At 59.9% G+C, this 25,283-nt stretch carries 4 protein-coding genes; all 4 read left to right on the forward strand.

From position 1 onward, the window contains the following. Positions 1 to 17: 17 nt before the first annotated feature. The 4 genes from V8J88_RS06500 to V8J88_RS06515 all read left to right on the forward strand — a co-directional run bounded on the left by V8J88_RS06500 (position 18) and on the right by V8J88_RS06515 (position 25,277). Positions 18 to 812 carry an amidohydrolase gene (locus V8J88_RS06500; protein ID WP_338848535.1) on the forward strand — a complete coding sequence of 265 codons (795 nt, stop codon included), beginning with the start codon at positions 18 to 20 and terminating at the stop codon, positions 810 to 812. 85 nt (positions 813 to 897) lie between these two features. Beyond that, positions 898 to 13,869 (forward strand): amino acid adenylation domain-containing protein, encoded by a 12,972-nt coding sequence (locus V8J88_RS06505; RefSeq protein WP_338848536.1) that lies wholly within the window; start codon positions 898 to 900, stop codon positions 13,867 to 13,869. Positions 13,870 to 13,951: 82 nt separating this feature from the next. Continuing rightward, complete coding sequence (locus tag V8J88_RS06510) at positions 13,952 to 20,578, forward strand: amino acid adenylation domain-containing protein (RefSeq protein ID WP_338848537.1); 6,627 nt, start codon at positions 13,952 to 13,954, stop codon at positions 20,576 to 20,578. Between the two features lie 100 nt (positions 20,579 to 20,678). Then, positions 20,679 to 25,277: an SDR family NAD(P)-dependent oxidoreductase gene (locus V8J88_RS06515; protein WP_338848538.1), complete on the forward strand. Its 4,599-nt coding sequence runs from the start codon at positions 20,679 to 20,681 to the stop codon at positions 25,275 to 25,277. Positions 25,278 to 25,283: the final 6 nt, after the last annotated feature.

Consider the following 25,283-nt stretch of genomic DNA (forward strand, 5'->3'; position numbering starts at 1 on the left):
ATGAAGGGAAGAATGTGATGGAAAACAATGTATCTCCGCAAGACCTGTGTTTGTCTTTTCTGCAAACCGATTTGGCCTGGGAAGCGCCGGCAGAAAACCTGCAGCGCTGCGAACAGCGCCTGCGCGATGTCGCAAACAGCCGGCTGATCGTGCTGCCGGAAATGTTTACCACCGGCTTCACCATGAACCCGGCCAGCGTGGCGCAGACCATGGATGGCGAAGCGGTGCGCTGGATGCGCCGCACCGCTGCCGCCAAGGGCGCGGATGTGGTGGGCAGCGTGGTGATTGAAGAAGGCGGCAAGTATTTCAACCGCCTGATCTGGGCCAAAGCCGATGGCGGCTTGCAACACTACGATAAAAAGCACTTATTCACCTTCGCCGGTGAAGACAAACACTACAGCCCAGGCCAGCAGCCTTTGATTGTGCCGATTCAAGGCTGGAATGTGGCGACCTTTATTTGCTTTGATTTGCGCTTCCCGGCCTGGTCGCGCAATCTCGATGGCAAATACGATCTGGCCTTGTATATCGCCAGCTGGCCGGAACGCCGCGCCAAACATTGGCAAGCCCTGTTGCAGGCGCGCGCGATTGAAAATCAAGCTTATGTGCTGGGCGTCAACCGTGTAGGCGTCGATGGCAATGGCATCAGCTATAGCGGCGATTCGATGTTGATCGACCCCTTGGGCGAAGTCTTATTCCATCAAAGTCATCAGGAATGCCTGCACAGCGCCACGCTGTCGCGCAGCTTGCTCGACGAGGTGCGCAGCAAATTCCCATTCTTAAAAGAAGCGGACCGCTTTGTCTTCAGCGCGTAATTGCCTGACAGAGCCAACTTAAATTGATCCCAGTGCTCCGGTGGCGGCGCATGCATTTGCAACAAATTTGATAAAGAAGTGTGGAATGAACATATTGCTTGAATTCAACCAAATTGCGGCGCGCTTTCCGGAGCAACTGGCGATTGAAAGCGGCCAGGGTCAACTCAATTACCGTCAATTGCAAGCCGCATTGGAGCAGCTGCGCTGTACGGTCGAGGACATGGCGACAGGGCGCATGGTTGTCACCTTCTTGCCGGCCTCGCTTGATTTAGTCAAAGCAGCGCTGGCCAGCATGGGGGCAGGCAAGATATTTGTGCCGATTGAGCCAAACTTGCCGGCCGCGCGCGTGGCCAGCATATTCACGCAATTGACGCCAGGCTTGATCATTACCCACCGCGCATATTTGCCGCAATTGCAAGCCGCCTTGCCGCCAGGCGCGCCGCTGCCGCCGTTTTTATGTCTGGATGATGGCCCGGCTGCGCTGGCGCCGCAAGCACGCGCGGCAAAGCCATTGTCAGATGATGCCAGTCATTGTTATTTGTACTTCACCTCCGGCTCGACCGGCACGCCGAAAGGCGTGTTGGGACGCAGCGACAGTCTTTTGCAATTCATCGCATGGGAACGCGAAGCACTGGCGGTGACGCCGCAAGACCGGGTCAGTTTGTTGACCGCGCAAATGTTCGATCCATTTTTGCGCGATATGTTATTGCCGCTGCTGAGCGGGGCTTGCCTGTGCATTCCGCCCAGCCGCGAGATCGTTTATGCGCCGCAGGAATTATTGACCTGGTTCAGCCAACAAGGCGTCAGCATCAGCCATATGATTCCTTCGCTTTGCCAGGTATTGCTGGAACAAAGCAGCGCGCGTGAGCATTTGCAAAGCTTGCGCGTGTTGGCCTTGGCCGGGGAAATGTTAAAAGGCGCCCTGGTGGCGCGCTTCTTTGCGCTTGGCCTGCCGCGCGCGCGCCTGTTTAATTTTTACGGCCCGACCGAAACCACGCTGGCCAAATTTGCCTATGAAGCCACGGCCAACGATGGCGTGCGCGCCGTGATTCCGGTTGGCAAACCGATCAGCGCCGCCAGCGCCTTTTTACTCGACGAGAGCGGGCGCCCGGTCGCCGATGGCGAGTTGGGCGAGGTTGTTATTTCCACCCCGTATATGTCAGCCGGCTATTTGCACGCCAGCCCGGAATCGGCCCAGCGTTTTGCCGTGGGCGCGCCGCTGGAGCAGGGCGGCCATGCGGAATTGGCCGGTTTGCCGCTGTACTACACTGGCGACCTCGGGCGGCGCTTAGCCAGCGGCGATATTGAATTGGCGGGGCGCAAAGATTTTCAAATCAAAATCGATGGCCAAAGAATCGAACTGGGTGAAATCGAAAACCTGTTAGAGCGCCACCCCGACGTACAACAAGCGGTCGTGCACTACAGCGAAGCTGCCGATGGCCACAAGGTGCTGCTGGCGTACTTGACCCTGCGGCAAAACGCATCTTGCGGCGCCAATCCGGGCGTGGCCGCATGGCGCGCCTATCTGGCGCCGCATCTGAATAGCGCCGCCATTCCCGGCCATTTCCAGATTGAACAGCAATTCCCGCTGCTGCCGAATGGCAAAATCAATCGCGCCGCGCTGCAGCCGAACATAGCGCCCGGCACGCACGCAGAGGCGCACAGCGCAGCGCAATGGAGTCCACTGCAAAAGCAATTGCACGCCATCTGGCAAGCGGTCTTGCCTTGCCGGCAGATCAATTTGGAAGATCATTTCTTCCATCTTGGCGGCACATCTTTGCTGGCCATCCGCATGCTGGCGCAAGTGCAGGCGCTGAGCGGCGTGGCGATTCCTTTCCCGCAATTTTTCCAACACGCCAGCCTGGCCGCCTTGGCGGCAATGATAGAAAATCATGGCGACAGCAGCGCCGCGCAGCAGCCACAGGCGGCGCGCAATCTGTTGCAGCCGCTGCATGCCACACGCGGCATCGCCAGCAGCGACCAGCAGCGCATCGTGTTTGCGCAACATCTCGCGCCGCACAGCTGCGTGTACAACATGGCTTATACCGCCATGTGGGAAGGCGCAATTGACGCCAGCGCCTTGCAAACCGCGCTGGATGGCCTGGTGCAGAGCACGCCAGCGCTGCGCACCCGCTTTCTGATCGAAGCCGGCGAAGCAGTCGCTGAGATTGTGCCGCCAGAGCAGGCCAACATCACAATCACATGGGTGGCCCCCAACTCCGCCAGCAAGGCCGCTGACTGGCTGGCGCAAGACGCGCAACGTCCCTTCGATCTGACGCAAGCCCCCTTGCTGCGGATTGCGATCTTGCGCCTGGCCCCGGCTGAACATGTGTTTTACCTCTGCCTGCACCATGCAGTGGCCGATGCCTGGACTTTGAATCTGCTGTGGGACAGATTGCTGGCGTATTATCAAGAAGCCCACGATGGGACATTCCAAGCCGCGCAAGACAGCAGCGCATTGACTATGTTGGATGTGGCCGCCTGGCAGCGCCAGCAATTGAATACGGCGGAATACGAGCAAGCGCGCGCGTATTGGCTGCAGCAACTGGCGCAGCTGCCCGGCGTGGCCCAGCTTCCTTATGATAAAACCTTGCCGCAGCAGCCAAGCCAGCGCGGCAGCCGGCTGGCCTTCAGTTTGCCGGCCAGATTAAGCAGCGATCTGCTGGCCATGGCCAAAGCCCACGCGGTGACGCCGTATATGCTGTTATTGGCCGCCTTTGCCGCATTTTTGCGGCGCTACACGCAACAAAGCGATGTGGTGATCGGGGCCCCGCTGGCGCAGCGCCAGGAAGCCGGTTTGGCGGACATCGCCGGCTTTTTAGTGAATTTGCTGGTGATGCGCCAGCAAGTCGAGCCGGGCAGCAATTTCCTGTCCCTGCTGGCGCAAGTGCGCGCGAATGTGCTGGCTGCGCTGCAGCACCAAGTCATGCCATTCGACAAATTGGTCGAACTGCTCAACCCGGTGCGCGAAGCCGGCGTTTCACCCTTATTCCAAGTGATGTTTGCCTATCAGGCGGCGCCGCCGGCGGCGCGCCAAGTGGCCGACCAGCATGTTTCGGCCCTGATGCAATTTGATCATGGCTTTGCAAAATACGATTTGACGCTGGAAATCTGGCAAGACGCGGCGCATTTCAGCGGCGTGTTTGAATACGCCTGCGAGCGCTTTGAAGCCGCCAGCATCAGCCGCATGGCGGCCAATTTTGCCAGCTGGCTGCAGGCGATTGTGCAGCAGCCAAGCCAGGCGATTGGCCAATTGCCGCTGCTGTGCGCCGCCGAACAAGCCGAATTGGCGGCCTGGAACCAGACCCAAGCGCCATTTTCCGACAATCTCTGCATTCAGCAATTGATCGAACAACAAGCGCAAGCCACCCCCGACGGCATTGCCCTGGTGTTCCAGGATACACAACTGAGCTATGCGGAATTGGACGCGCAGGCCAATCAGCTGGCGCATCGCCTGCTTGCCTTGGGCGTAAAACCGGGACTGACGGTGGGCATCAGCATTGAGCGCTCGCCGGCCTTGGTGATCGGCTTTTTGGCGATTTTGAAAGCGGGCGGGATTTATGTCCCGATCGACCCGGATTATCCGCTTGAGCGGCGCCGCTTCATGATTGACGATGCGCAATTGCATTTGCTGTTGACGCAGGAAAAATTTTTGCCGGTGTATCAGGATGTCGCAGTCGAATTGGTGTGCTGGGAACAGCAGGCCGCCAGCTTGCCGGATCTGCCGCGCAGCGCGCCGGCCTGCCAGACGACGGCGGATGATCACGCCTATATTATTTACACCTCCGGCTCGACCGGGCGCCCGAAAGGCGTCTTGATCCGCCATCGCGGCGTCTGCAATCTGGCGCAGGCGGAAATTGACTTGTTGCAAATGACGCCCGCCAGCCGCGTTTTGCAATTCGCTTCCTTCAGTTTCGACACCTCGATCTGGGAAATTGTCATGACCCTGTGCGCCGGCGGCGCCCTGGTGCTGGCCCCTGCCATGCAATTGCTGCCGGGGCCGGATTTGCTGGCCGTATTGCAAACCCAAGGCGTGACCCACGCAACCCTGCCGGCCTCAGCGCTGGCGGCATTGCCCTTCGCCCCCTTGCCGGATTTGGAAGTATTGATTGTCGCCGGTGAAGCCTGTGGCTTGGATTTACTGCGCAAATGGGGGCCGGGACGGCGTTTTGTGAATTCCTATGGCCCGACCGAAGCGACGGTCAGCGCCAGCAACGCGATTCTGCCCAGCGATGCCGAGCGCATCCACATCGGCAAACCCTTGCACAACACTGAAATCCATATTCTGGATGCAGACATGCAGCGCTTGCCGATTGGCGTGGCGGGCGAGTTGTACATTGGCGGCATCGGCCTGGCCAGCGGCTACCATCAGCGCGCAGAACTGAATGCCGAACGTTTCGTCAAGCATCCCTTTGCCGCACAAGAAGGCGCACGCTTATACCGCAGCGGCGATTTGGCGCGCTGGATGGCGGATGGCAATATTGAATATCTGGGACGGATTGATCAGCAGGTGAAAGTGCGCGGTTTCCGCGTCGAACTGGGCGAAATTGAAAGCCAGTTGCGCAGCGCGCCGGCAGTGCGCGATGCGGTGGCGATGGTGCGCGCGGACTATCTGGATGCGACAGCGATTGTCGCCTATGTCTTATTGGATGCGCCTGACTTGGAGAATGCAGCGGCGATCCTGAACCAGATCCAGGCCCAATTGCGCGCCAATCTGCCGGACTTTATGTTGCCCTCGGTGCTGCTTCCCCTGGCGGCATTCCCGCGCCTGCCGAACAATAAAGTGGACCGCGCGCGCTTCCCGCGTCCCGAACAAAGCAGCCCCGCCACCGACGCGCCGCCGCAAGGCGCAGTCGAAGTGGCGATTGCCGAAGTCTGGGGCCGCCTGCTGGGGCGCAGCGCGATTGGCCGGCATGATTCCTTTTTTGAACTGGGCGGCCACTCCTTGCTGGCGGCCAAAGCGGCGGCGATCCTGGGCGCCGACTACGGCATGCAAATCGGCGTGGGCGAGGTGTTTGCGCATCACAGCATTGCCGCCCTGGCCAGCCGCGTGCAAAGCGCCAGCGCGCCAGTCTTGCCGGAAACCGCCGTTGCGCCGCTCAGCCGCGCCCAGCAAAGAATGTGGTTTGTCGAGCAAATGGAGGCCGCATCAAGCGCCTACAATATTGGCGTGATGTGGCATTTTGCGGCTGACGTCAAGCTTGAACTGCTGCAACGCAGCCTGGCCCTGTTAGTGCAAAGGCACGCCGTCTTCCGCACCCGCCTGCGCGTAGTCGCCGATGCTGCGCCAAGCCAAACCGCTGCCGAGCAATACCACACAAACACCACACCCCCTTGCCAACTGCTGGAGCTGGGCCAACTCGATGCCGCCCAGTGGCAAGCCCGGGTGCAAGAAATCGCCGCACAAGCCATCCAGAGCCGATTTGTGTTGGAAGAACAGGCGCTGTGCCGCATGCAATTACTGCGCGCCAACCCGGCCAGCGCGGACAGCCGCTTGGCCTTGCTGTTCGTCGCGCACCACATCCTGTTCGATGCCGCTTCAATCGACCGTTTCGAGCACGAATTACAGGCAATCTACACCGCCTTGCTGAACGGCGCCGAACCGGCGCTGCCGGCCAGCGCCAGTTATGCCGCATTTGCAGCCTGGGAACGTTCCGCCGCCAGTCAGGCGCGTTGGCAGCCGCAGCTCGATTTTTGGCGCCAGCAATACGCCAGCCTGCCGCCAGCGCTGAATCTGCCTTGCGATTTTGCGCGTGACGCTGCGCGCGAAAGTGCGCATCAAGGCGGCTGTGCGCATTTTGTGCTGGAGCGCGCGCTCAGCGCGCGCATCAAAGCACTGGCCGCGCAAGCCGGCACGACCCCGTTCAACGTCATCCTGGCGGCATTTCAAATTCTGTTGCATCGCTATTGCGGCGAGCGTGATTTCAGCATCGGCGTACCGGTTACAGTACGTCCCCTGGCGCAAGTCGAAAACACCCTCGGCCTGTTCTTAAACACCCTGGCCATGCGCGCCCAACTGCCGGCGGCAGGCGCCTGCGATTTCTTCAGCTTATTGCAGGCCACCCACGCCCACAGCAGCGCAGCGCTGGCGCACCAGGAAGCGCCGTATGAATTGGTGCTGGACGCGGTGGATAAAAACCGCAGCCTTGCCGGGCAAGGTTTGTTCCAAGTGATGTTGGCGTATGCGGCCACAGCGCAGCAGGCCGGCGCGCTGCCATTGCGGCGTGAAAACATCGATACGCCGGCGGCGAAATTCGACTTGACCTTGTTTGTGGATGAACAGCCAGACCACTTCAGCGGCAAGTTTTCTTATCGCAGCGCCTTATTCTTGCCAGACACCATGCAAAGAATGGCGGCGAATTTTGTCCACTTAATGCAGGAAATTTGCGCCAACGCCCACACCCCGCTGCGCCAATTGACTGGCCTGGCCCCTGCCGAGCAAGCGCTGCTCTTGCAAACCTGGAATGCAACTGAGGCCGCCATGCCGGCCTTGCTGCCGCATCAGGAATTTGAGGCGCAAGTGCGGCGTGTCCCTCAAGCGATTGCGTTGCGCTATGGCGAACACAGCTTAACTTATGCCGAACTGAACCAGGAAGCGAATCGCCTGGCGCGCCATCTGCGCCAGAGCGGGATAGGGCGCGAATCGATTGTCGGCCTGTTTTTGCCGCGCAGCGAGCTGTTGGTGGTCGCCGTGCTGGGCGTGTTGAAAGCAGGCGCGGCGTATTTGCCTATCGACGCCAGCTATCCCGTCCAGCGCCTGGAATATATTGTGCGCGATGCGCAAGCGCAGTTATTGATCAGCTGCAGCGAATTGGCGGCCAAATTGCCCGCCGGCAGCGACACGCTCTTACTCGACCAGGCCCGGGCTGCGCTGGCCGCATGCGATGCCGGCGACTTGGACTTGCCGATTTCCGCAACAGATTTAGCGTATGTGATTTATACCTCCGGCTCAACCGGCCAGCCCAAGGGTGTGATGATTGAGCAGCGCGGCCTGAGCAATTATCTGGCGCATGCCAAAGCGCATTACGAGCGGGCAGACTGCATTGGCAATCCGGTGCATTCCTCGATTTCCTTTGACGCCACCATCACCAGCCTGTATTTGCCGCTGCTGTGCGGCAAGCAATTATTCATCGTGCCGGAAGAAGATGAAATCGCATGCTTGAGCGAAGTCTGGCAAGCGCAGCCGCGCTTGAGTTTGGCCAAAATCACGCCTGCGCACGTCGAATTACTGAGCAAAATCCTGCCCGCCAGCGCCGCCGCGCATACCGCCGTGCTGGTGGTGGGCGGGGAAGCGCTGCATGCGAATGCGTTGCGCTTCTGGCGCGAACATGCGCCAGCGGTGCGGGTGGTGAATGAATACGGCCCGACCGAAGCCACGGTTGGCTGCTGCATCTATGATATCGCGGCCGGCGACTGCCCAAGCGGCGGGGCCTTGCCGATTGGCCGGCCGATCCGCAACACGCAACTGTATGTGCTGGGCGAACAGATGCAGCTCTTGCCCATCGGCGCAGTGGGCGAGCTGTATATTGGCGGGGCCGGCCTTGCGCGCGGCTATTTGCATCGCGCCGCCTTGAGCGCAGAGCGTTTTGTCGCCAACCCCTTCAGCACTGACCCGGCGGCGCGCCTGTATAAAACCGGTGACTTGGTGCGTTACAGCGCGGACGGCATCTTGCATTTCCTGGGCCGGCGCGACCATCAAATCAAGCTGCGCGGCTATCGGATTGAGTTGGGCGAGATTGAAGCCTGCCTGAATGCGAATTCCATGATTTCGGAAGCCGCCGTGATCTTGCATGAAAGCCATGGCCGGCAACATTTATATGCCTGTGTGGTGCTGGTGGACGGTTTGGCAGAGCAGGGTGAGCAGGGTGCGGGCGGCGCCGGCGCGCAATGCGCAGCCGTATGCGGCCAGGTTTGCCCGCCGATTGAAGCGGCGATTGTGCAAGCCATCCGCCAGCAATTGGCGGCGCAGTTGCCAAGCTATATGCTGCCCTCAAAATTCATTCAAATCCCGGCCATGCCGCTCACCGGCAATGGCAAGATTGACCGCGCGGCCTTGGCCAAAGTGGCCTTGGCGCAGGCGGCGCCCAGCGCGCCGGCGGCAGATTCCGCCACCCCGGACGCAGCGCCGCGCGCCAGCTTGAGCGCGCTTGAAGCCGCCTTATTGGAAATTTGGCAAGCCTTGCTGCCGGGTCAACGCTTGGGCGTGCATGATAATTTCTTCGCCCTGGGCGGCGACTCGATTTTGAGTTTGCAAATTATCTTCAAAGCGCGTCAGGCCGGCATGCATGTCACGCCGCGCATGGTGTTTGAAGCGCCCACCATTGCCGAGCTGGCGAATTTGATCGCCTTGCAGCAAGCGCAGAGGCCGCAAAGCCTGGCGGCCGCCGAAGTCAAGGGCAAGCAGGTTTTAACGCCGATCCAGAATTGGTTCTTTGCGCATAATCAGGCCCAGCCTGAGCACTTTACCCAGTCCTTTGTGTTTGAAGTCGAGCCAAACCTGAATCTTGCCGCCTTGCAAAGCGCGCTTAATCTGGCCCTGCAACACCACGATGGTTTGCGCACCCGTTATCAGCAAGACAGCCGCGCCGCATGGCAGGCTGACATCGCACCCATGACTGCGTCCGACGTCGCGCCGCTCACCATTGCATGCCGCGCCTGGCCTGAAGATGAGCGCCAATTGGCAGACTGGTTTGCGCAACAGCAAGCGTCCCTGAATTTGCAAGCTGGCCCGATGATGGCGGCCTTGTTGGTGCAAAAAGCCGATCAAAGCCGCGCCGTCTTGCTGCTGCTGGCGCATCATTTGCTGATTGATGGCGTGTCGTGGCGGATTTTGCTCGATGATGTGCTGCAAGCCTATGCCGCTTTACTGGCCGGCAAGACGCCACAGCTGCCGCCCAAAACCTGCTCCTTCCAGCATTGGGCGCAGCAGCTCAGCCAACATTATCTGGCCCCGCAGACAGTGCGCGCCGGGCTGGCGTTCTGGCGTGAATATCTGTCCCGTCCCGTGGCCAGCCTGACTGCCGACGCTGCCGCCTTGCAGCAGCGCAATCAAGTCGCGCAGGCGCGCAAATTAAGCGTGACGCTGCCGGCGACTGAGCAATTATTGGCCAGCGCGCCGGCGGCCTACCATGCCAAAGTGAGCGATCTGCTGTTAGCCGCTGTGTTGGCCAGCTTGCGCGCTTGTCTGGGCGGTAAAAATTGGCGCATCGACCTTGAAGGCCATGGCCGTGACGCGCTCGATGGCGCTGACATCGAATTGGATGTCAGCCGCACAGTCGGCTGGTTCACCACCCTGTACCCGGTTTGCTTTGCCTTGGAAGAAGGGCAGGACGGCACGCCGCAAGCCTTGGATGCCCTGCTGAAACACGTCAAACAAGCTGTGCGCAGCGTGCCGCAAGCCGCATTTGGCTGGCTGGCCTATGGCGCAGACGAGGGGCAATGGCCGGCGCAGTTGGCGCGCAACAGCGAGATTTGCTTTAACTATCTTGGCCGCTTTGATGGCGACTTTATCGCCACGCCCTTGCTTGGCGTCTCTGCCTTGTCGGGCGGGGCGCGTCAGGCGGCTGACAATCAGCGCGCCCATTTGCTGGAAATCGACGCCTTTGTGCAGGGCGACAGCCTGACCGTGGAATGGACTTATCAAGCAGAGCTGCAATGCGTAGCCGCCTTGTCGAGCGAATTCACACGCCAATTGCAAGCCTTGCTGGCGCACTGCGCGGCGCAAAGCAGGGCGCACTACACGCCTTGCGATTTCCCGCTGGCCAAGTTGAGCCAGGCGCAAACCGATGTGCTGGCGGCCAAAGATGCGCATTTGCAAGATGTGTATCCGCTCACGCCAACCCAGGAAGGCATGTTGTTCCACGCCCTGCAAACGCCAGCGGCCAGTCTGTATATTGAGCAAATCTGCTTTAGCCTCACTGAAAGCGTTGATGCGGCGGCCTTGCGCGCGGCCTGGCAAAGCGTGGCGGCGCGTCATCCGGCCCTGCGCACAAGATTCGATTTGAACAGTGCAGGGCAGCCGCTGCAATGCGTCAGCAGCGAAGTCAAGCTCGATTGGCGCGCGGCCCACTATGCAGAGATGGGACAGGATCTGCAAGACGATGCGGCCGCCCTGGACGCCTATCTCTTAATTGATCGCGCCGAAGGTTTTCCTTTGTCGGCGGCGCCATACCGGATCTGCCTGTTTGATTTGCCGCAGGGCGGCCAATGCATGATTTTCAGCCATCACCATGCTTTGCTGGATGGCTGGTCAGTGCAAGTCTTGTTGGATGAAGTCACCCAAGCCTATCGCGGCGAAGCGTTCAAGCAGAGCGCGCGCCCATTCCGCAGCTATGTCCAGGCGCAGCAGCAGCAACAAGCGGCGGCGCAAGCACATTGGCGGCAGCGCTTGCAGGGCTTGGCCGAAGCCACGCCTTTGCCGGGCGCGCGCGCCGTGCTGGCGACGCAAGACGGGATTGGCCGCGCAGAATTCCTCATTGACAGCCAGACCCAAGCCGCCTTGCAACACTTTGCCAGAGCGCAGCACATCACCCTCAGCACCTTGGCCCAGGCGGCTTGGGGCTTGCTGCTGCAACGCTACACGGGACAGGATGATTGCGTTTTCGGGGTGACAGTTTCGGGCCGGGCGCAAGCCTTGCCGGGGATTGAAAACATGGTCGGCCTGATGATCAGCAGCTTGCCATGCCGCGTCAATCTGGATGGCCGCCAAAGCCTGTCAGACTGGTTGCGGCAATTGCAAAAAGCGCAGCAGGAAAACGAGCAGCACTGCAGTATTTCGCTGGCGGATATGAAGCAATTGGCCGGGCTGGATTGGCCGGGCGCACTGTTTGATTCGCTGCTGGTGTTTGAAAACTATCCGGGCAGCCGGCATGATGCGCCGCTGTTCCAGTTTGCGCGCGCGGCTGAGCGCACCAATTTCCCGCTCACCCTGGTGATTGCGGAAAATCAGGGCTTGCATGGTCATTTGCATTATGAACACCGCTATTACACGCCTGCCGCCGCAGAGCGTTTGCTGGCCCACTTTGTGCAATTGCTGCAAGCCATCAGCACCGGCGCAGCCAGCCGGCTTGCGCAAGTCAATATGCTCACAGCCGAACAGGAAGCCGCTTTGCTGGCCGCCTGGTCGCCGCCGCCTGTGCCATTGTTTGAGGGCTGCGCCCATCATTTGTTTGAACAGCAGGCGCGCGCGACGCCAAACCACATCGCCTTGCGCTATCAGGATCAAGCCATCAGCTATGCGGAATTGGATCAGCGCGCTGCGCAGTTGGCCCGCTATTTGATGGCGCAGGGTTTGCAAACTGAGCAATTGGTGGCGGTGTTTATGTCGCGTTCGCCGGATTTGGTGGTGGCGCTGTTGGCGATTCTCAAAGCGGGGGCGGCGTATATCCCGATTGACGCCGCGTATCCAGCCGAAAGAGTGGCGTATTTATTGGCGGACAGCCAAGCCGCCATCCTGCTCACCGAAAGCCAATTGGCGGCGCGTTTGCCGGCGGACAGCGGCGCTGGCGTACAGCGGCTCTTGCTCGATCAAGTCCTGCCTGCACTGGCGGCAACAGCGCAAACCGCGCCGGCGCCCGACTTGCCGGCGTTAAAAGGCAGCAACTTGGCGTATGTGATCTATACCTCGGGTTCGACCGGCTTGCCCAAGGGCGTGATGATTGAACATCGCGGCTTGGTGAATTACCTCAGTTATGCCCGGCGCAGCTATGGCAGCGGGGCGCATACCCTGGCGTTTTTGCATTCCTCGATCAGCTTTGACGCCACTATCACCAGCTTGTGGCTGCCGCTGGTGGCCGGCGGCGCCGTGATTATCATTCCCGATGCGCAAGACGCCACCAGTTTGGCGACGCAATTAAGCCCGACAGCAGAATTGGCCCAGCTTGCCTTTGATGCCCCGTGCAAGGCCGCGCACTTGCTGAAAATCACCCCGGTGCATCTTGAGTTATTGGGCCAAACCCTGCCTGCCGGCGCAGCGGCCAGCGTGCAAGCCATGGTGGTCGGCGGCGAAGCCTTGCCGGCGGCGTCTTTGCAAGCCTGGCGCGATGGCGCACCGCAGATCCGCATCTTCAATGAATACGGCCCGACCGAAACCGTGGTCGGTTGCTGTGTGTATGAAGTGCAGCCCGGTGAGCAGTTAAGCGGCAGCGTGCCGATTGGCCAGCCGATTGATAACACGCAGCTGTATGTGCTGGACAGCGAATTGCGTCCCGTCCCGTTTGGCGCGAGTGGCGAGTTGTATATCGGCGGGGCCGGCGTTGCGCGCGGCTATCTGGGACGCGAGGCGCTCACGCAGGAGCGTTTTATCGCCAACCCCTTCGGCCCTGGCCGCTTGTATCGCAGCGGCGATCTGGTGCGCGCTTTGCCGGATGGCAATCTGGATTATGTGGGCCGGCGTGATCAGCAGATCAAATTGCGCGGCTATCGGATTGAGCTGGGCGAAATCGAAGCGCAGTTAGCCACCCATCCCGCATTGCGTCAGGTGGCGCTGCGTTTGCACAAAGCGGCCAATGGCGCGGCCAGCGATGCACAGCTGGTCGCCTATGTGGTGCCGCATCAGCCGGCGCAAGCGCCGACTGCCGGCCAATTGCGCGAGTATCTGGGCCAGTTGTTGCCGCAACACATGCTGCCCGGCCACTTTGTGCAGATGGAAAGCATGCCGCAAACCGCCAACGGCAAGCTCGACTACAAAGCCTTGCCGGCGCCGCAAATCGGGGTGCGTCCTGCCATGCTGGCGCCGCGCAACAGCCTTGAGCAAAGCTTGCAAGCGATCTGGTGTGAGGTCTTGCAGCAGCAGGAAATCGGGGTGGACGACAATTTCTTTGATCTTGGCGGCCACTCATTGAAAGCCTTGCGCATGTTGGCGCGGATTGAGCAACAACTCAATCTCAGCCTCAGCATCAAAGATGTGTTTGAGCAAACCAGTATTGCGCAAATGGCGCACTTGATCGGGCAACGCCGCAAGCAGGGCGGCAGCCAGATGGCGGCTTCCTCTGCATCCGCGCCGATTGCGCGCATTGCGCGCGAGGGCCGACGGGTCTCGAATATGAGTAAGAAGTAAAACGGTATCAATTTAAGCGATGCAGTCGCGCCACGCCGCCATGCACTGCATCCTTTCCTAACATTTATCGCAGAAAGCGCATATGCAAGATTCAACCAATGTATCCACTGACTTGGGCGCCGGCTCAAGCTCTTACTTATTTACGCCATCCTTTGCCCAGCAGCGCATGTGGTTGCTGGATCAACTCGAACCGGCCTCGGCGCGCTACAACATCGTCACCGCCTTATCCTTGCGCGGGCGATTGAACCTGGCGGCCTTGGAGGCGGCTTTGAATCAGGTGGTGGCGCGCCATGAATCGCTGCGCACCGTGTTTGAATACGAAAACGGGGTGCTGCAACAATGCTGCCTGGAAAGCTTGGAGATTGCGCTGGAAGTGCTGGATGGGGCTGACTTGAGCAGCGCCGAATTCCTCTTGCAGCAATACCGCCAGACCTTCAATTTGCAAGCAGCGCCGCTGCTGCGTTGCCGCGTATTGCAGTGCGCGCCGGAGGAATATGTGCTGGCGCTGACCATGCACCACATTATTTCCGATGCCTGGTCGTCGGAAATCTTGGCGCGTGAATTGGCGCTGTGCTACCGCGCGCAGCTCACGCAAACGGCGCTGGAATTGCCGGAACTGAGCATTCAATACGCCGATTTTGCCGAATGGCAGCGCGAACAAGCCGCGAGCGGGCAAGATGAAGCCAGTCTGGCCTATTGGCGACAGCAGTTGCAAGGCGTCAGCCCGCTGGCCCTGCCGCTGGACAAAGCGCGCCCGGCGCGCATGTCGTATCGCGGCGCGACACAATATTTTGACTTGCCGCGCGCCACCACCGATGCCTTGGCCGCGCAGGCGCGCGCACAGGGCAATACCCTGTTCGTGCAATTGCTGACCGCTTTTTATGTCTTGCTCTACCGCTATACCGGGCAAACCGACTTGGTGGTCGGGGCCCCGGTTTCCGGGCGTGGCCGCCTGGAGCTGGAAAATCTGATCGGCCTTTTCGTCAACACCATCGCCTTGCGTGTGGATGTGCAGCCGCAAGCCAGCTTCAGCCAGTTGGCGCAGCAAGTGCGGCAAGTGGTGCTGGATGGCCAGGCGCAGCAAAATGTCGGCTTCGAGCGCGTCTTGCAAGCCTTGAATGTGGAACGTGATTTAAGCCATACCCCGATTTTCCAAGTCATGTTCGCTTATCAGGAAGCTTCTGCGGAACATTGGCAATTTGAGGGCATGCAAGTGGAGCGCGTGAACGTGGCGGCGGATACGGCCAAGTTTGACCTCACGCTCTCGCTGGAAAATCTGAATGGACAATTGCGCTGCGCGCTCGAATACAGCAGCGATTTGTTCAAGCCGGAAACGATGCAGCGTTTCAGCGAACACTTTACGCAATTGTTAGCGCAAATCGCCGCCAGCGACATCCAGCAAGTCAGACTGAACGAGTATGAATTTTTAAGCCAGGCCGAGCGCCGGCAATTATTGTCTTGCTGGGATCAACCGCTCGCGCACTATCCTGTCAGCGCATGCCTGCATCAGGCCTTTGAGCAGCAGGCCGCGCGCACGCCAGACGCGATTGCGCTGCGCGTGGGCGAGCAAAGCATCAGCTACGCCAGTTTGAATGCGCGCGCCAACCAATTAGCGCGCTATCTGCGCAGCGCCCTGGAGCAAAGCGGGACGGAGCCGGCCGGCGCGGATGAAAACCGGCATGCCCTGATCGGTATTTGCCTGCCGCGTGAAGATGATTTGGTGGTGGCGATTTTGGCGGTGCTGAAAGCCGGTTGCGGCTATTTGCCGATTGATCCGGCCTTGTCGCCTGAGCGGATTGCTTTTTATGTGACAGACTCCAAACTTTCCCTGGTGCTCACCAATGCGGAATTCAGTCCCCTGTTCGGGCCGGCTGAGAGCGCGCTGGTGTCTACCGTGTGCGTCGATAGCGAACGCGCGTTTATGCTGGCGATGGCGCAAGACAATCTTGATCTGCCATGCTCGCCGCAGCAATTGGCGTATGTGATTTACACCTCCGGCTCGACTGGCACACCGAAAGGCGTGCTGGTGCCGCACAGCAATGTGATGCGCTTATTCCACGCCACTGACGCCTGGTTCGGTTTTGGCGCGCAAGATGTGTGGACTTTATTTCACTCCAGCGCCTTCGATTTCTCGGTCTGGGAAATCTGGGGCGCGCTGTTATACGGCGGCCGCCTGGTCGTCGTGCCCTATATGGTGTCGCGCTCGCCGCAAGCTTTTTACGACCTGGTGCAAAGCGAAAAGGTGACGGTGCTCAATCAAACCCCGTCCGCCTTCAAATTGTTCAGCGCAGTCGATGCGGCGATGCCGCAAAACGCGGACAAACTGGCCTTGCGCTATGTGATCTTTGGCGGCGAAGCCCTGGAGCCGTCCAGCCTGCGCACCTGGATGCAGCGCTATGGCGACGCTGCGCCGCAACTCATCAATATGTATGGCATCACCGAAACCACGGTGCATGTCAGTTATCGCCGCATCACCCGGGCCGACGCGCAAAACCACGGCGCCAGCCCGATTGGCGTGGCGATTCCTGATTTGCGTTTATTCATTCTGGACGCCAATTTGAAGCTGGCCCCGATCGGTGTCACAGGTGAGATTTATGTGGCCGGCAGCGGCGTTGCCGAAGGCTATTTGCGCCGCCCCGAACTGACCCAAGAGCGCTTTATCGCCTGGCCGCCGGCGCTGCAGCAGGCGGCGGGCTGGCATCCTGCTGCGCGCCTGTATAAAACCGGCGACCTGGCGCGCTTCTTGCCGGATGGCAGTATCGAGTATCAAGGCCGCGCCGATGATCAAGTCAAAATCCGGGGTTTCCGGATTGAATTGGGCGAAATTGAAGCCGCCTTGCGCCAAGTGGAAGAGGTGCGCGAAGTGTGTTTGAGCACCTTGCGCGATCAGGGCGCGGCGCGCATCGTCGCCTACATCGTGGCGCAGCCCGGCGCCACGCCGCAAATTGAGCATCTGCGCGCCAGCCTCAAGCGCACTCTGCCCGAATACATGATTCCGGCCCACTTTGTGTTCCTGGACGCCTTGCCATTGACCAATAATGGCAAGATTGATCGCAAAGCCTTGCCCGCGCCGGCCAATTTGCGCCCGCATATGGCCAGCGAATTTGTCGCCCCGCGCAATCCGCAAGAACAATTGCTGGCCGATGTCTGGCGCCAGGTCTTGGGTTTGAGCGAAGTCGGCGTGCTGGATAATTTCTTTGCGCTTGGCGGCGATTCCCTGCGCGGGGTGCAGGCGATTGGTCAGGCGCGCGCCTTGGGCTTGAATCTGGCCTTGGTTGATTTGTTTGCGCACCAGACCATCGCCGGCCTGGCCAGCCAGGCAGCGCAAAACCTGCCGGCGCGCGTGAAAGCGGCGCAGCAGCCATTCAGCCTGATCAGCGCAGAAGACCGCGCGCAATTGCCGGCCAGCGCGATTGACGCCTACCCTCTGTCGCGCATGCAAGGGGCGATGTTCTACCACATGCAATTGGCGCCGGAATCGAATGTTTACCACTGCACCGGCACCTCGCATATTGGCTTGAAGAGTCCGTTTAATGAAGCCGCCTTCCGCCAGGCCGTGCAAGAAACCGTGGCGCGCCATGATGTGTTGCGCACCTCGTTTGAACTCAGCGGCTTTAACCAGGCGCTGCAAGTGGTGCATGCCGATGCCGTATTGCCGCTGGAAGTGGAAGATTTGCGCGGCATGGACACAGCCGCGCAAGAACAGCGCATTAAAGACTTGCTGGAACAAGAGCGCAACTCGCCGTTTGATCTGTCCAAGCCGACCTTGCTGCGCTTTTTCATTCAATTGCGCAGCGAGCTTTCCCTGCAATTCACCATGACCGAATGCCACCCGGTGTTTGACGGCTGGAGCTATCACACCATGATCGTCGAGGTGTTCAACCGCTATGCCGGCATCACCGGCGATGGCGACTTTGTTGAACCGCCGGCCTTGCAAGTGAATTACCGCGATTTTGTGGAAATGGAATTGGCCGCCGTGGCCGACCCTGCGCATCAGCAATATTGGGCCGACAAACTGGCCGACTGCACCATCTTGCGCCTGCCGCGCCTGCAGCCGCAAAACGATGCCGCGCACAGCACGGCGCCTTGCCTGAAAGCGGTGCGCATCCATTTGCCGGAAGAGGTGTATGCCGGCTTGCAAGCGCTGATGCATGCCGCTTCCGTGCCGATGAAGAGCGTACTGCTGGCGGGACATATCAAAGTGATGAGTCTGGTCAGCGGCGAGCGCGATATTTTGACCGGCATTCCAAGCAATGGCCGCCCGGAAGAAGTGGGTGGCGACGCCCTCTACGGTTTGTTCTTAAACACCTTGCCCTTCCGCTTTATCTTGCAGCACGGCGCCTCATGGCGCGACACGGTGCAGGCGGTGTTTGCCAATGAATGCGAAGCCATGCCATACCGCCGTTTCCCGCTGGCGGAAATTCAGCGCCAGTTTGGCCGCCAAGCCTTGCTCGATGAAGTGCTGTTTAACTATATGGACTTCCATGTCTATGAAAAACTCGACAGCAAGCTGGGTTTCACGGTGGTCGATACGCTCGATAGCGGCGAAGTGAATGAAGGCACCAACTTTGCCTTGAACGTGCACTTCCAGCACCTGACCCTGTCTTCACAGCTCAAGCGCAAGCAAATTTCGATTCAAATCGACTATGACGCCAGCCAATTGACGCGGCAGCAAATCGATGAGATGGCGGAATATTATCAAGCCGTGTTCAGCGCCATGGCCAGCAGCCCGCAAGCGCCGCACCATGCGCAAGACTTTTTGCCGCCAGCCACACGGCAAACCTTGCTGCAAGACTGGAGCGGGGCAAGCCGCACTGCGCCGCATCAGGGCGCGCGCAGCCTGGCCGCCTTGTTTGCCGAACAAGTCGCCAAACATGCCCAGGCCACGGCGCTGACCGATGGCGAGCGCAGCTATAGCTATGCGCAGCTGAACCAGGCCGCCAATCAATTGGCGCGCCACTTGCAAAGCCGGGGCTTGCGCGCCGGCCAGCATGTGGCCCTGTGTTTAGCGCGCTCGCCGGAAATGATTATCGCCATCCTGGCGATTGTCAAAGCGCAGGCGGTGTATGTGCCGATTGATGTGGAAGACCCCTTGCAGCGCATCGCCGGCATTGTGCAAGACAGCGCCTGCCAACTGATCATCAGCCAGGAGCGCTATGCATCGTATTTCCCGGCGCAGCAAGGTTTGCTGCTGCTGGAGCGAATCAGCACTGAATTGGCGGCCTTGCCTGCGGATGATCTGCCGCTTGTCCCCTCTGAGCAAGAGCCAAAGGCTTACATCATGTACACCTCCGGTTCAACCGGCGCGCCGAAAGGCGCGCTGATTCCGCAAGCCGGGATTGTGCGTCTGGTGAAACAGGCGGGCTTTGTGGATTTTGAGAAAAATGGCCGGGTCTTGCAGTTATCCAGCGTCAGCTTTGACGCCTCCACCCTGGAAATCTGGGGCGCTTTGCTGAATGGCGGCTGCCTGATTCTGTATCCGAACAGCCTGCCCAGCATTCCAGTGCTGGAAAACCTGATCGCGCAGCAAAAGGTCGAAACCGCCTTCCTCACCACCACCTTGCTCAATACCGTGGTCGATGAAAAACCGCAGATTCTGGCCCCGTTGCGCCATCTCATCAGCGGCGGCGAAGCGATGTCGCCGGCCCATGCGCGCAAGCTGTTGCAAGCGGCGCCGGGATTGCGCCTGACAAACGGCTATGGCCCGACTGAAAACACCACCTTCAGCACCACTTACGAGGTGAGTCTGGCCGATACGGAGCAAAGCGGCGGCATCAGCATTGGCCGCGCGATTGCGCAAACCCAAACCTATGTCCTGGATGCTTTCATGAATCCGGCGCCGATCGGCACGCCGGGGCAGTTGTATGTCTCTGGCGCCGGGCTGGCCTTTGGCTATTTGCAGCGCGAAGAATTAACGGCGGCCGCATTTGTCGCCAATCCATTTGACGCCAGCGGCCAGGCCCCGCGCCTGTATCGCACCGGTGATTTGGTTTGCTATCACAGCGATGGCAATCTGCACTATCTGGGACGGATCGATGGCCAGGTCAAAATGCGCGGCTTCCGTATCGAGCTGGGCGAAATTGAAAGCGCCTTGTGCCGCCATCCGGCAGTCAAACAGGCGGCGGTGCGGGTGTTGGAGATTGCCGGCGGCAAAAAAATCATCGCCTGGGTGGTGGCGCAGGAAAGCTTGGGTGCGGACACGACCGCATTAAAGATCTTCCTCTCGCAGCAGCTGCCTAAATATATGTTGCCGAATCAACTGATCCTGTTGCCGGAGATGCCGCTCACGCGCAATGGCAAGCTGGACAGCAAACGCTTGCCGGCCCCCGCCGCGTTGACAGCGGCGCAGCCGGCGGGCGCCGCCATGCAGCCGGCCAGCGTCATTGAGCTGGATATTGCCCAAGTCTGGCAGCAAGTCTTGCAATTGGCGCAGCCAAGTCTGGATGACAATTTCTTTGACTTGGGCGGCCATTCGCTGTCGCTGGCGCGCGTGCACCAGCAATTGCGCGCGCGTGGCTATGCCGAGTTGGCGATTGTTGATTTGCTCAACTACCCGACCATCCGCAGCCTGGCGCAGCATGTGCAAGAAAGCCGCCAGAACGCAGGCGCCAGCGCCAATCAGGCGGAAATCAATGCGCAGAGCGAGCAAAAACGCCTGGACGGGCGCCGCCGTTTAGCTCAATTGCAGCAACAAAAACAGCGCGCGTAATGGCTTGATTGCGGTTTTATCCCGGCACACGAAGGCTGCTGCCGCTGTGCCGGGAGATTGCAGCAAAAAGATATAAAAAATGAATGGAATTGGATTGAACATGCAAACAACTACTGGCTTGGAAATTGCCATCATCGGCATGGCAGGGCGTTTTCCCGGCGCCGGAAATGTCGAGCAATACTGGCGCAATATCGCCGCCGGCATCGAATCGGTGCGCCCGCTGCGCCCGGATGAGCTGGCTGCCGCCGGCGTCAGTGAAGCACAATTGGCCAACCCGGAGAATGTGAATGCAGGCGCGTTTTTAGAAGAGATCGAATATTTTGATGCCGGCTTGTTTGCTTACGCCGCCAAAGAAGCGCAGTTGATGGACCCGCAACACCGCCTGTTTTTGGAAACCGCATGGGAAGCGCTGGAACATGCCGGCTGTGCGCCGGATCAATTTGAAGGCCAAATCGGCGTCTTCGCCGGCGCGCCGGGCAGCAGCTATCTGCTTGAAACCGTGGCCAAAAATGCCGCTGCGCTGCGCCAGGTCGCGCTGTCTGATTTGATGTATGAAAACACGCATGATTTGCTGGCCACCCGCGTCTCTTACAAACTCAATTTGCGCGGCCCCAGCATTACGCTTGGCACAGCATGCTCGACTTCGCTGGTCTTGCTGCACTACGCCTGCCAGTCGCTGTTAGCCGGCGATTGCGATGTCGCCTTGGCCGGCGGCGCGCGCGTGAGTGTCCCGCACAAGTCGATTTATTCGTATGCCGAAGGCGGGATCTTGTCGCGCGATGGCCATTGCCGCAGCTTTGACGCCAAGGCCAGCGGCACCATTTCCAGCAATGGCGTGGGGGTGCTGGTGCTCAAGCGTCTGGAGGATGCGCTGCGCGATGGCGATACCGTGCATGCGATTATCAAGGGCACGGCAGTCAATAATGATGGCGCGCAAAAAGTCGGCTTTACCGCGCCTTCGGTGGCAGGCCAGGCCGAAGTTATTCAAAAAGCCCTGGCGGCGGCCGATGTCGAAGCGGAATCCATCAGCTATATCGAAGCGCATGGCACCGCCACCCATTTGGGCGACCCTATCGAATTGGCCGGTTTAAGCAAGGCGTATCGCCAACACACGCAGAAAACCGGCTTTTGCGCAATTGGCTCAGTGAAAGCCAATATCGGCCATACCGATACCGCCGCCGGTGTCGCCGGTGTGATTAAAGTGGTGCAAATGCTCAAGCATGCGGTGTTGCCGCCTGCTGTGAATTTTGAGACGCCGAACCCGGAAATCAACTTTCCCGCCACGCCGTTTTATGTCAACCAACAGCGCCAGGTGTGGGCTGCGCCGCTGCGCCGCGCCGGCGTCAGCGCGTTTGGCATTGGCGGCACCAATGCGCATGCGATTTTGGAAGCGGCAGAACCGGCCGGCCCCGGCTCCGCCTCGCGCGAATTGCAGTTGCTCTGTTTTTCCGGCAAAACCCGGGCCGCGCTGGAAGCCAATATCGCGCATTTCCGCAGCTGGCTGGAACATCACGATGACAGCGTGTTTGCCGACGCCGCCTATACCTTGAAAACCGGGCGCGTGAGCTTGGAATATCGCAGCGCCGTCTTGTGCCGCGACCGCGCTGATGCCCTGGCAAAACTGGGACAAGCATTGCCCGGCAACTACAGCCGGGTGCAAGATCGCGCCCTGGTCTTTATGTTCAGCGGCCAAGGCGCGCAATATCACAATATGATGCGCGGCCTGTACCAAGCAGAAGCCGTGTTTCGCGCCAGCGTGGACGCCAGCGCAGCCATCCTGCTCCCGCTGTTGGGACAGGATATCCGCGACGTGGTGTTTCTCGACGCCGCAGCACAGGACGAGGGTAAAGCCGCGCTCTTGCAGCGCACCCGCTACACCCAGCCGGCATTATTCGTGTTTGAATATGCGCTGGCGCAATTGCTGAGCAGCTGGGGGCTGCAAGCCAAAGCCGCGATTGGCCACAGCATTGGCGAATATGTGGCGGCCTGTTTGGCTGGCGTCTTCAGCTTGCCCGATGCGCTGAAACTGGTGGCGGCGCGCGCTGCCGCCATGGACGATATGCCCGGCGGCGCCATGTTGGCGGTCGGCTTGAGCGAAAGCGAAGTTGAAGCGTATCGGATTGCCGGTGTCTCACTGGCGGCGGTGAATGCGCCAAACATGGTGGTCTTGGCCGGCCCGCATGAGAGCATCCAGGCGGTGCAAGCCGCGCTGCAACAAGCGCCCGGGAATCCGATTTCCAACCGCCTCTTGCATACCTCGCACGCCTTCCATTCGGACATGATGCAAGGTTGTCTGGATGTGTTCGCACAAGCCTTTGAAGGCGTCACACTTAATGCGCCGACAGCGCCGTTTATTTCCAGCCTGAGCGGCGACTGGATCACCGCAGCGCAAGCCACGTCCCCGGCGTATTGGCTGGCCCAATTGCGCCAGCCGGTGCGCTTTGCCGACGGCGTGGCAAAAATCCTGAGCGACGCCAATCATGTGCTGCTGGAAGTCGGGCCGGGGCGCAGCCTGGCGGCCTTGGTCGAGCAACAGCTTGCGCCAAACCAGCGCGGCCAGGTGCTGGCCTGTGTGCGGGAAGTGAAACGCCAGGCCAGCGATGAGGCGGTGTTGTATGGCGTGTTGGGCCAATTATGGGCCTTGGGCGTGCGCGTCAACTGGCGCGGTTTTTATCAGGCCGAACAAAGACGCAAAATCGTCTTGCCAAGCTACGCCTTTCAACGGCAAAAGTATTGGCTGGAGCCAGTTGCTGCCGCCACTGCCGCCACTGCCGCTGCTGATCAAGCGGCGCAGGCCACGCCAGACGGCGCCCGCAAAGCGCTGCCAGACTGGTTTTATCAGCATGTGTGGCAGCAAGCCGCATTGCCAGTCAGTGCGCAGACCGGCGCAAGCGCTGGCAAAAACTGGCTGGTGTTTGACGATGAACATGGGGTGTCGGCGGCCTTGAAAGCCGGCTTGCAAGCAGCCGGGCACACGGTGGTCGAAGTCAAATCCGGTTCCGGCTTTCGCATGCCTGGCGGCAAAAACCCGCGCAGCGCGCAAGTGACGCCAGGGCAGGGCGCAGATTTCAAAAAATTATTCGCCTGCTTAAAGCAAGAAAATCTCTGGCCGCAGCATATTGTGTATTGCGGCGCCATCCAGGATCTGCCCAAGAGCGATGCGGCGGTGAGTTATGCGCAGTTTGAATCCCTGCTCAGCATTGCGCGCGAATATTCGCTGCTGGGCGCGGATGCCGAATGCCAATTCGCCCTGGTGCTCAATCATCTGGCCGAAGTGTGCGGCAGTGCGATTGATCCGGCCAAATCCTTGCTCAGCGGCGCATGCCGCGTGATTCCCAAGGAATACAGCCAAATCCATTGCAGCACGATAGATATCGTGCTGCCCGCCAAAGGCTTATTTGGCCGCGCCGGCAAGTTTGACGCTGAGGCTTTGCTGCGCGAGTTGCAGCGCGCGCCGCAGCATGGCGCTGCGCCAGTGGTGGCCTTGCGTGGCCGCAGCCGTTTAGTGCAAAGCGTGCAAGCTGTGCCCTTGCATGAAAGCGCGCCGGCGCCATGCTTCCGCCAGCAAGGCGTGTACCTTATCAGCGGCGGTTTTGGCGGCATTGGGGCCAGTATCGCACGCCATCTGGCCAGCCAATACCAGGCGCGTTTGATTCTGACTTCACGCGGCGAGACGCCCGCGCCTGAGGCATGGGAGGCCTGGCTGGCGAGTCACGATGTGTCAAATGACAAATCGCAGCGCATCCGCTTATTGCAGGAATTAATCAAGCTTGGCGCCAAGGTCGAGGTGATTTGCGCGGACGTGAGCGATGCCGCCGCGATGCAAGCCGGCCTGCAGCGCGCCGAAGCGGTATTGGGCAAGGTGCAAGGCGTGATTCACAGCGCAGGGATTGCCGATGGCGCCTTGATTCAACGCCGCACAGCCGCAGATTCCGCCAAAGTATTCGCCTCCAAAGTGATCGGCACGCAAAACTTGCAGCGTTTGTTTGCGCAACATCAATTGGATTGCTTTGTGTTGTGCTCCTCACTGGCCTCGGAAATCGCGCCGGTCGGACAGGCCGCTTACTGCGCCGCAAACGCCTACCAGGACGCATTCGCGCAAGCCCGGGCGGCGCAGGGTGGCGCCACCCGCTATCTGGCGATCGGCTGGGATTCCTGGCAGGAAGTCGGCATGGCGGTCAACAGCCTGGGCGCCGACAAGCTGCACTACATCCACCACGGCATCATGCCGGAGGAAGGCGTACAAGCCTTGCAGCTGGCCTTAAACAGCGGCTTGAGCCATTGCTATACCTCGACCCGTGGCCTGCCTTTGCCAACAGCCCGGCAAAGTGAGGCCGCGCCGGCCGCTGCAAGCGATGGGACGGACGCGGTCAAGCCGGATGCGGCTGCCGAGAGCGCCAGCCAATTTCATCCAAGGCCGGATTTATCGGTGGCCTATCTGGCCCCGCGCAACGAGATCGAAGCCAGTATTTGCGCCATCTGGCAAGACAAAATCGGCGTCGCCCCGCTGGGCGTACACGATGACTTTTTTGAACTCAATGGCCACTCTCTGATGGCGGTGCAAATCATCACCGAAATCAAGCGCAAGCTGCATGTCAGCCTGCCGGCCGGCTCGATTTACGACAATTCGACGATCGCACAGTTGGCGCAAAGTCTGGCGGCGCGCATGCCAAAGACCCCGGCTGTGGAAGAGAACTGAAAGGCC

This window comes from Massilia sp. W12 (assembly GCF_037300705.1).
In the GTDB taxonomy this organism is placed as follows: Bacteria; Pseudomonadota; Gammaproteobacteria; order Burkholderiales; family Burkholderiaceae_D; genus JACPVY01.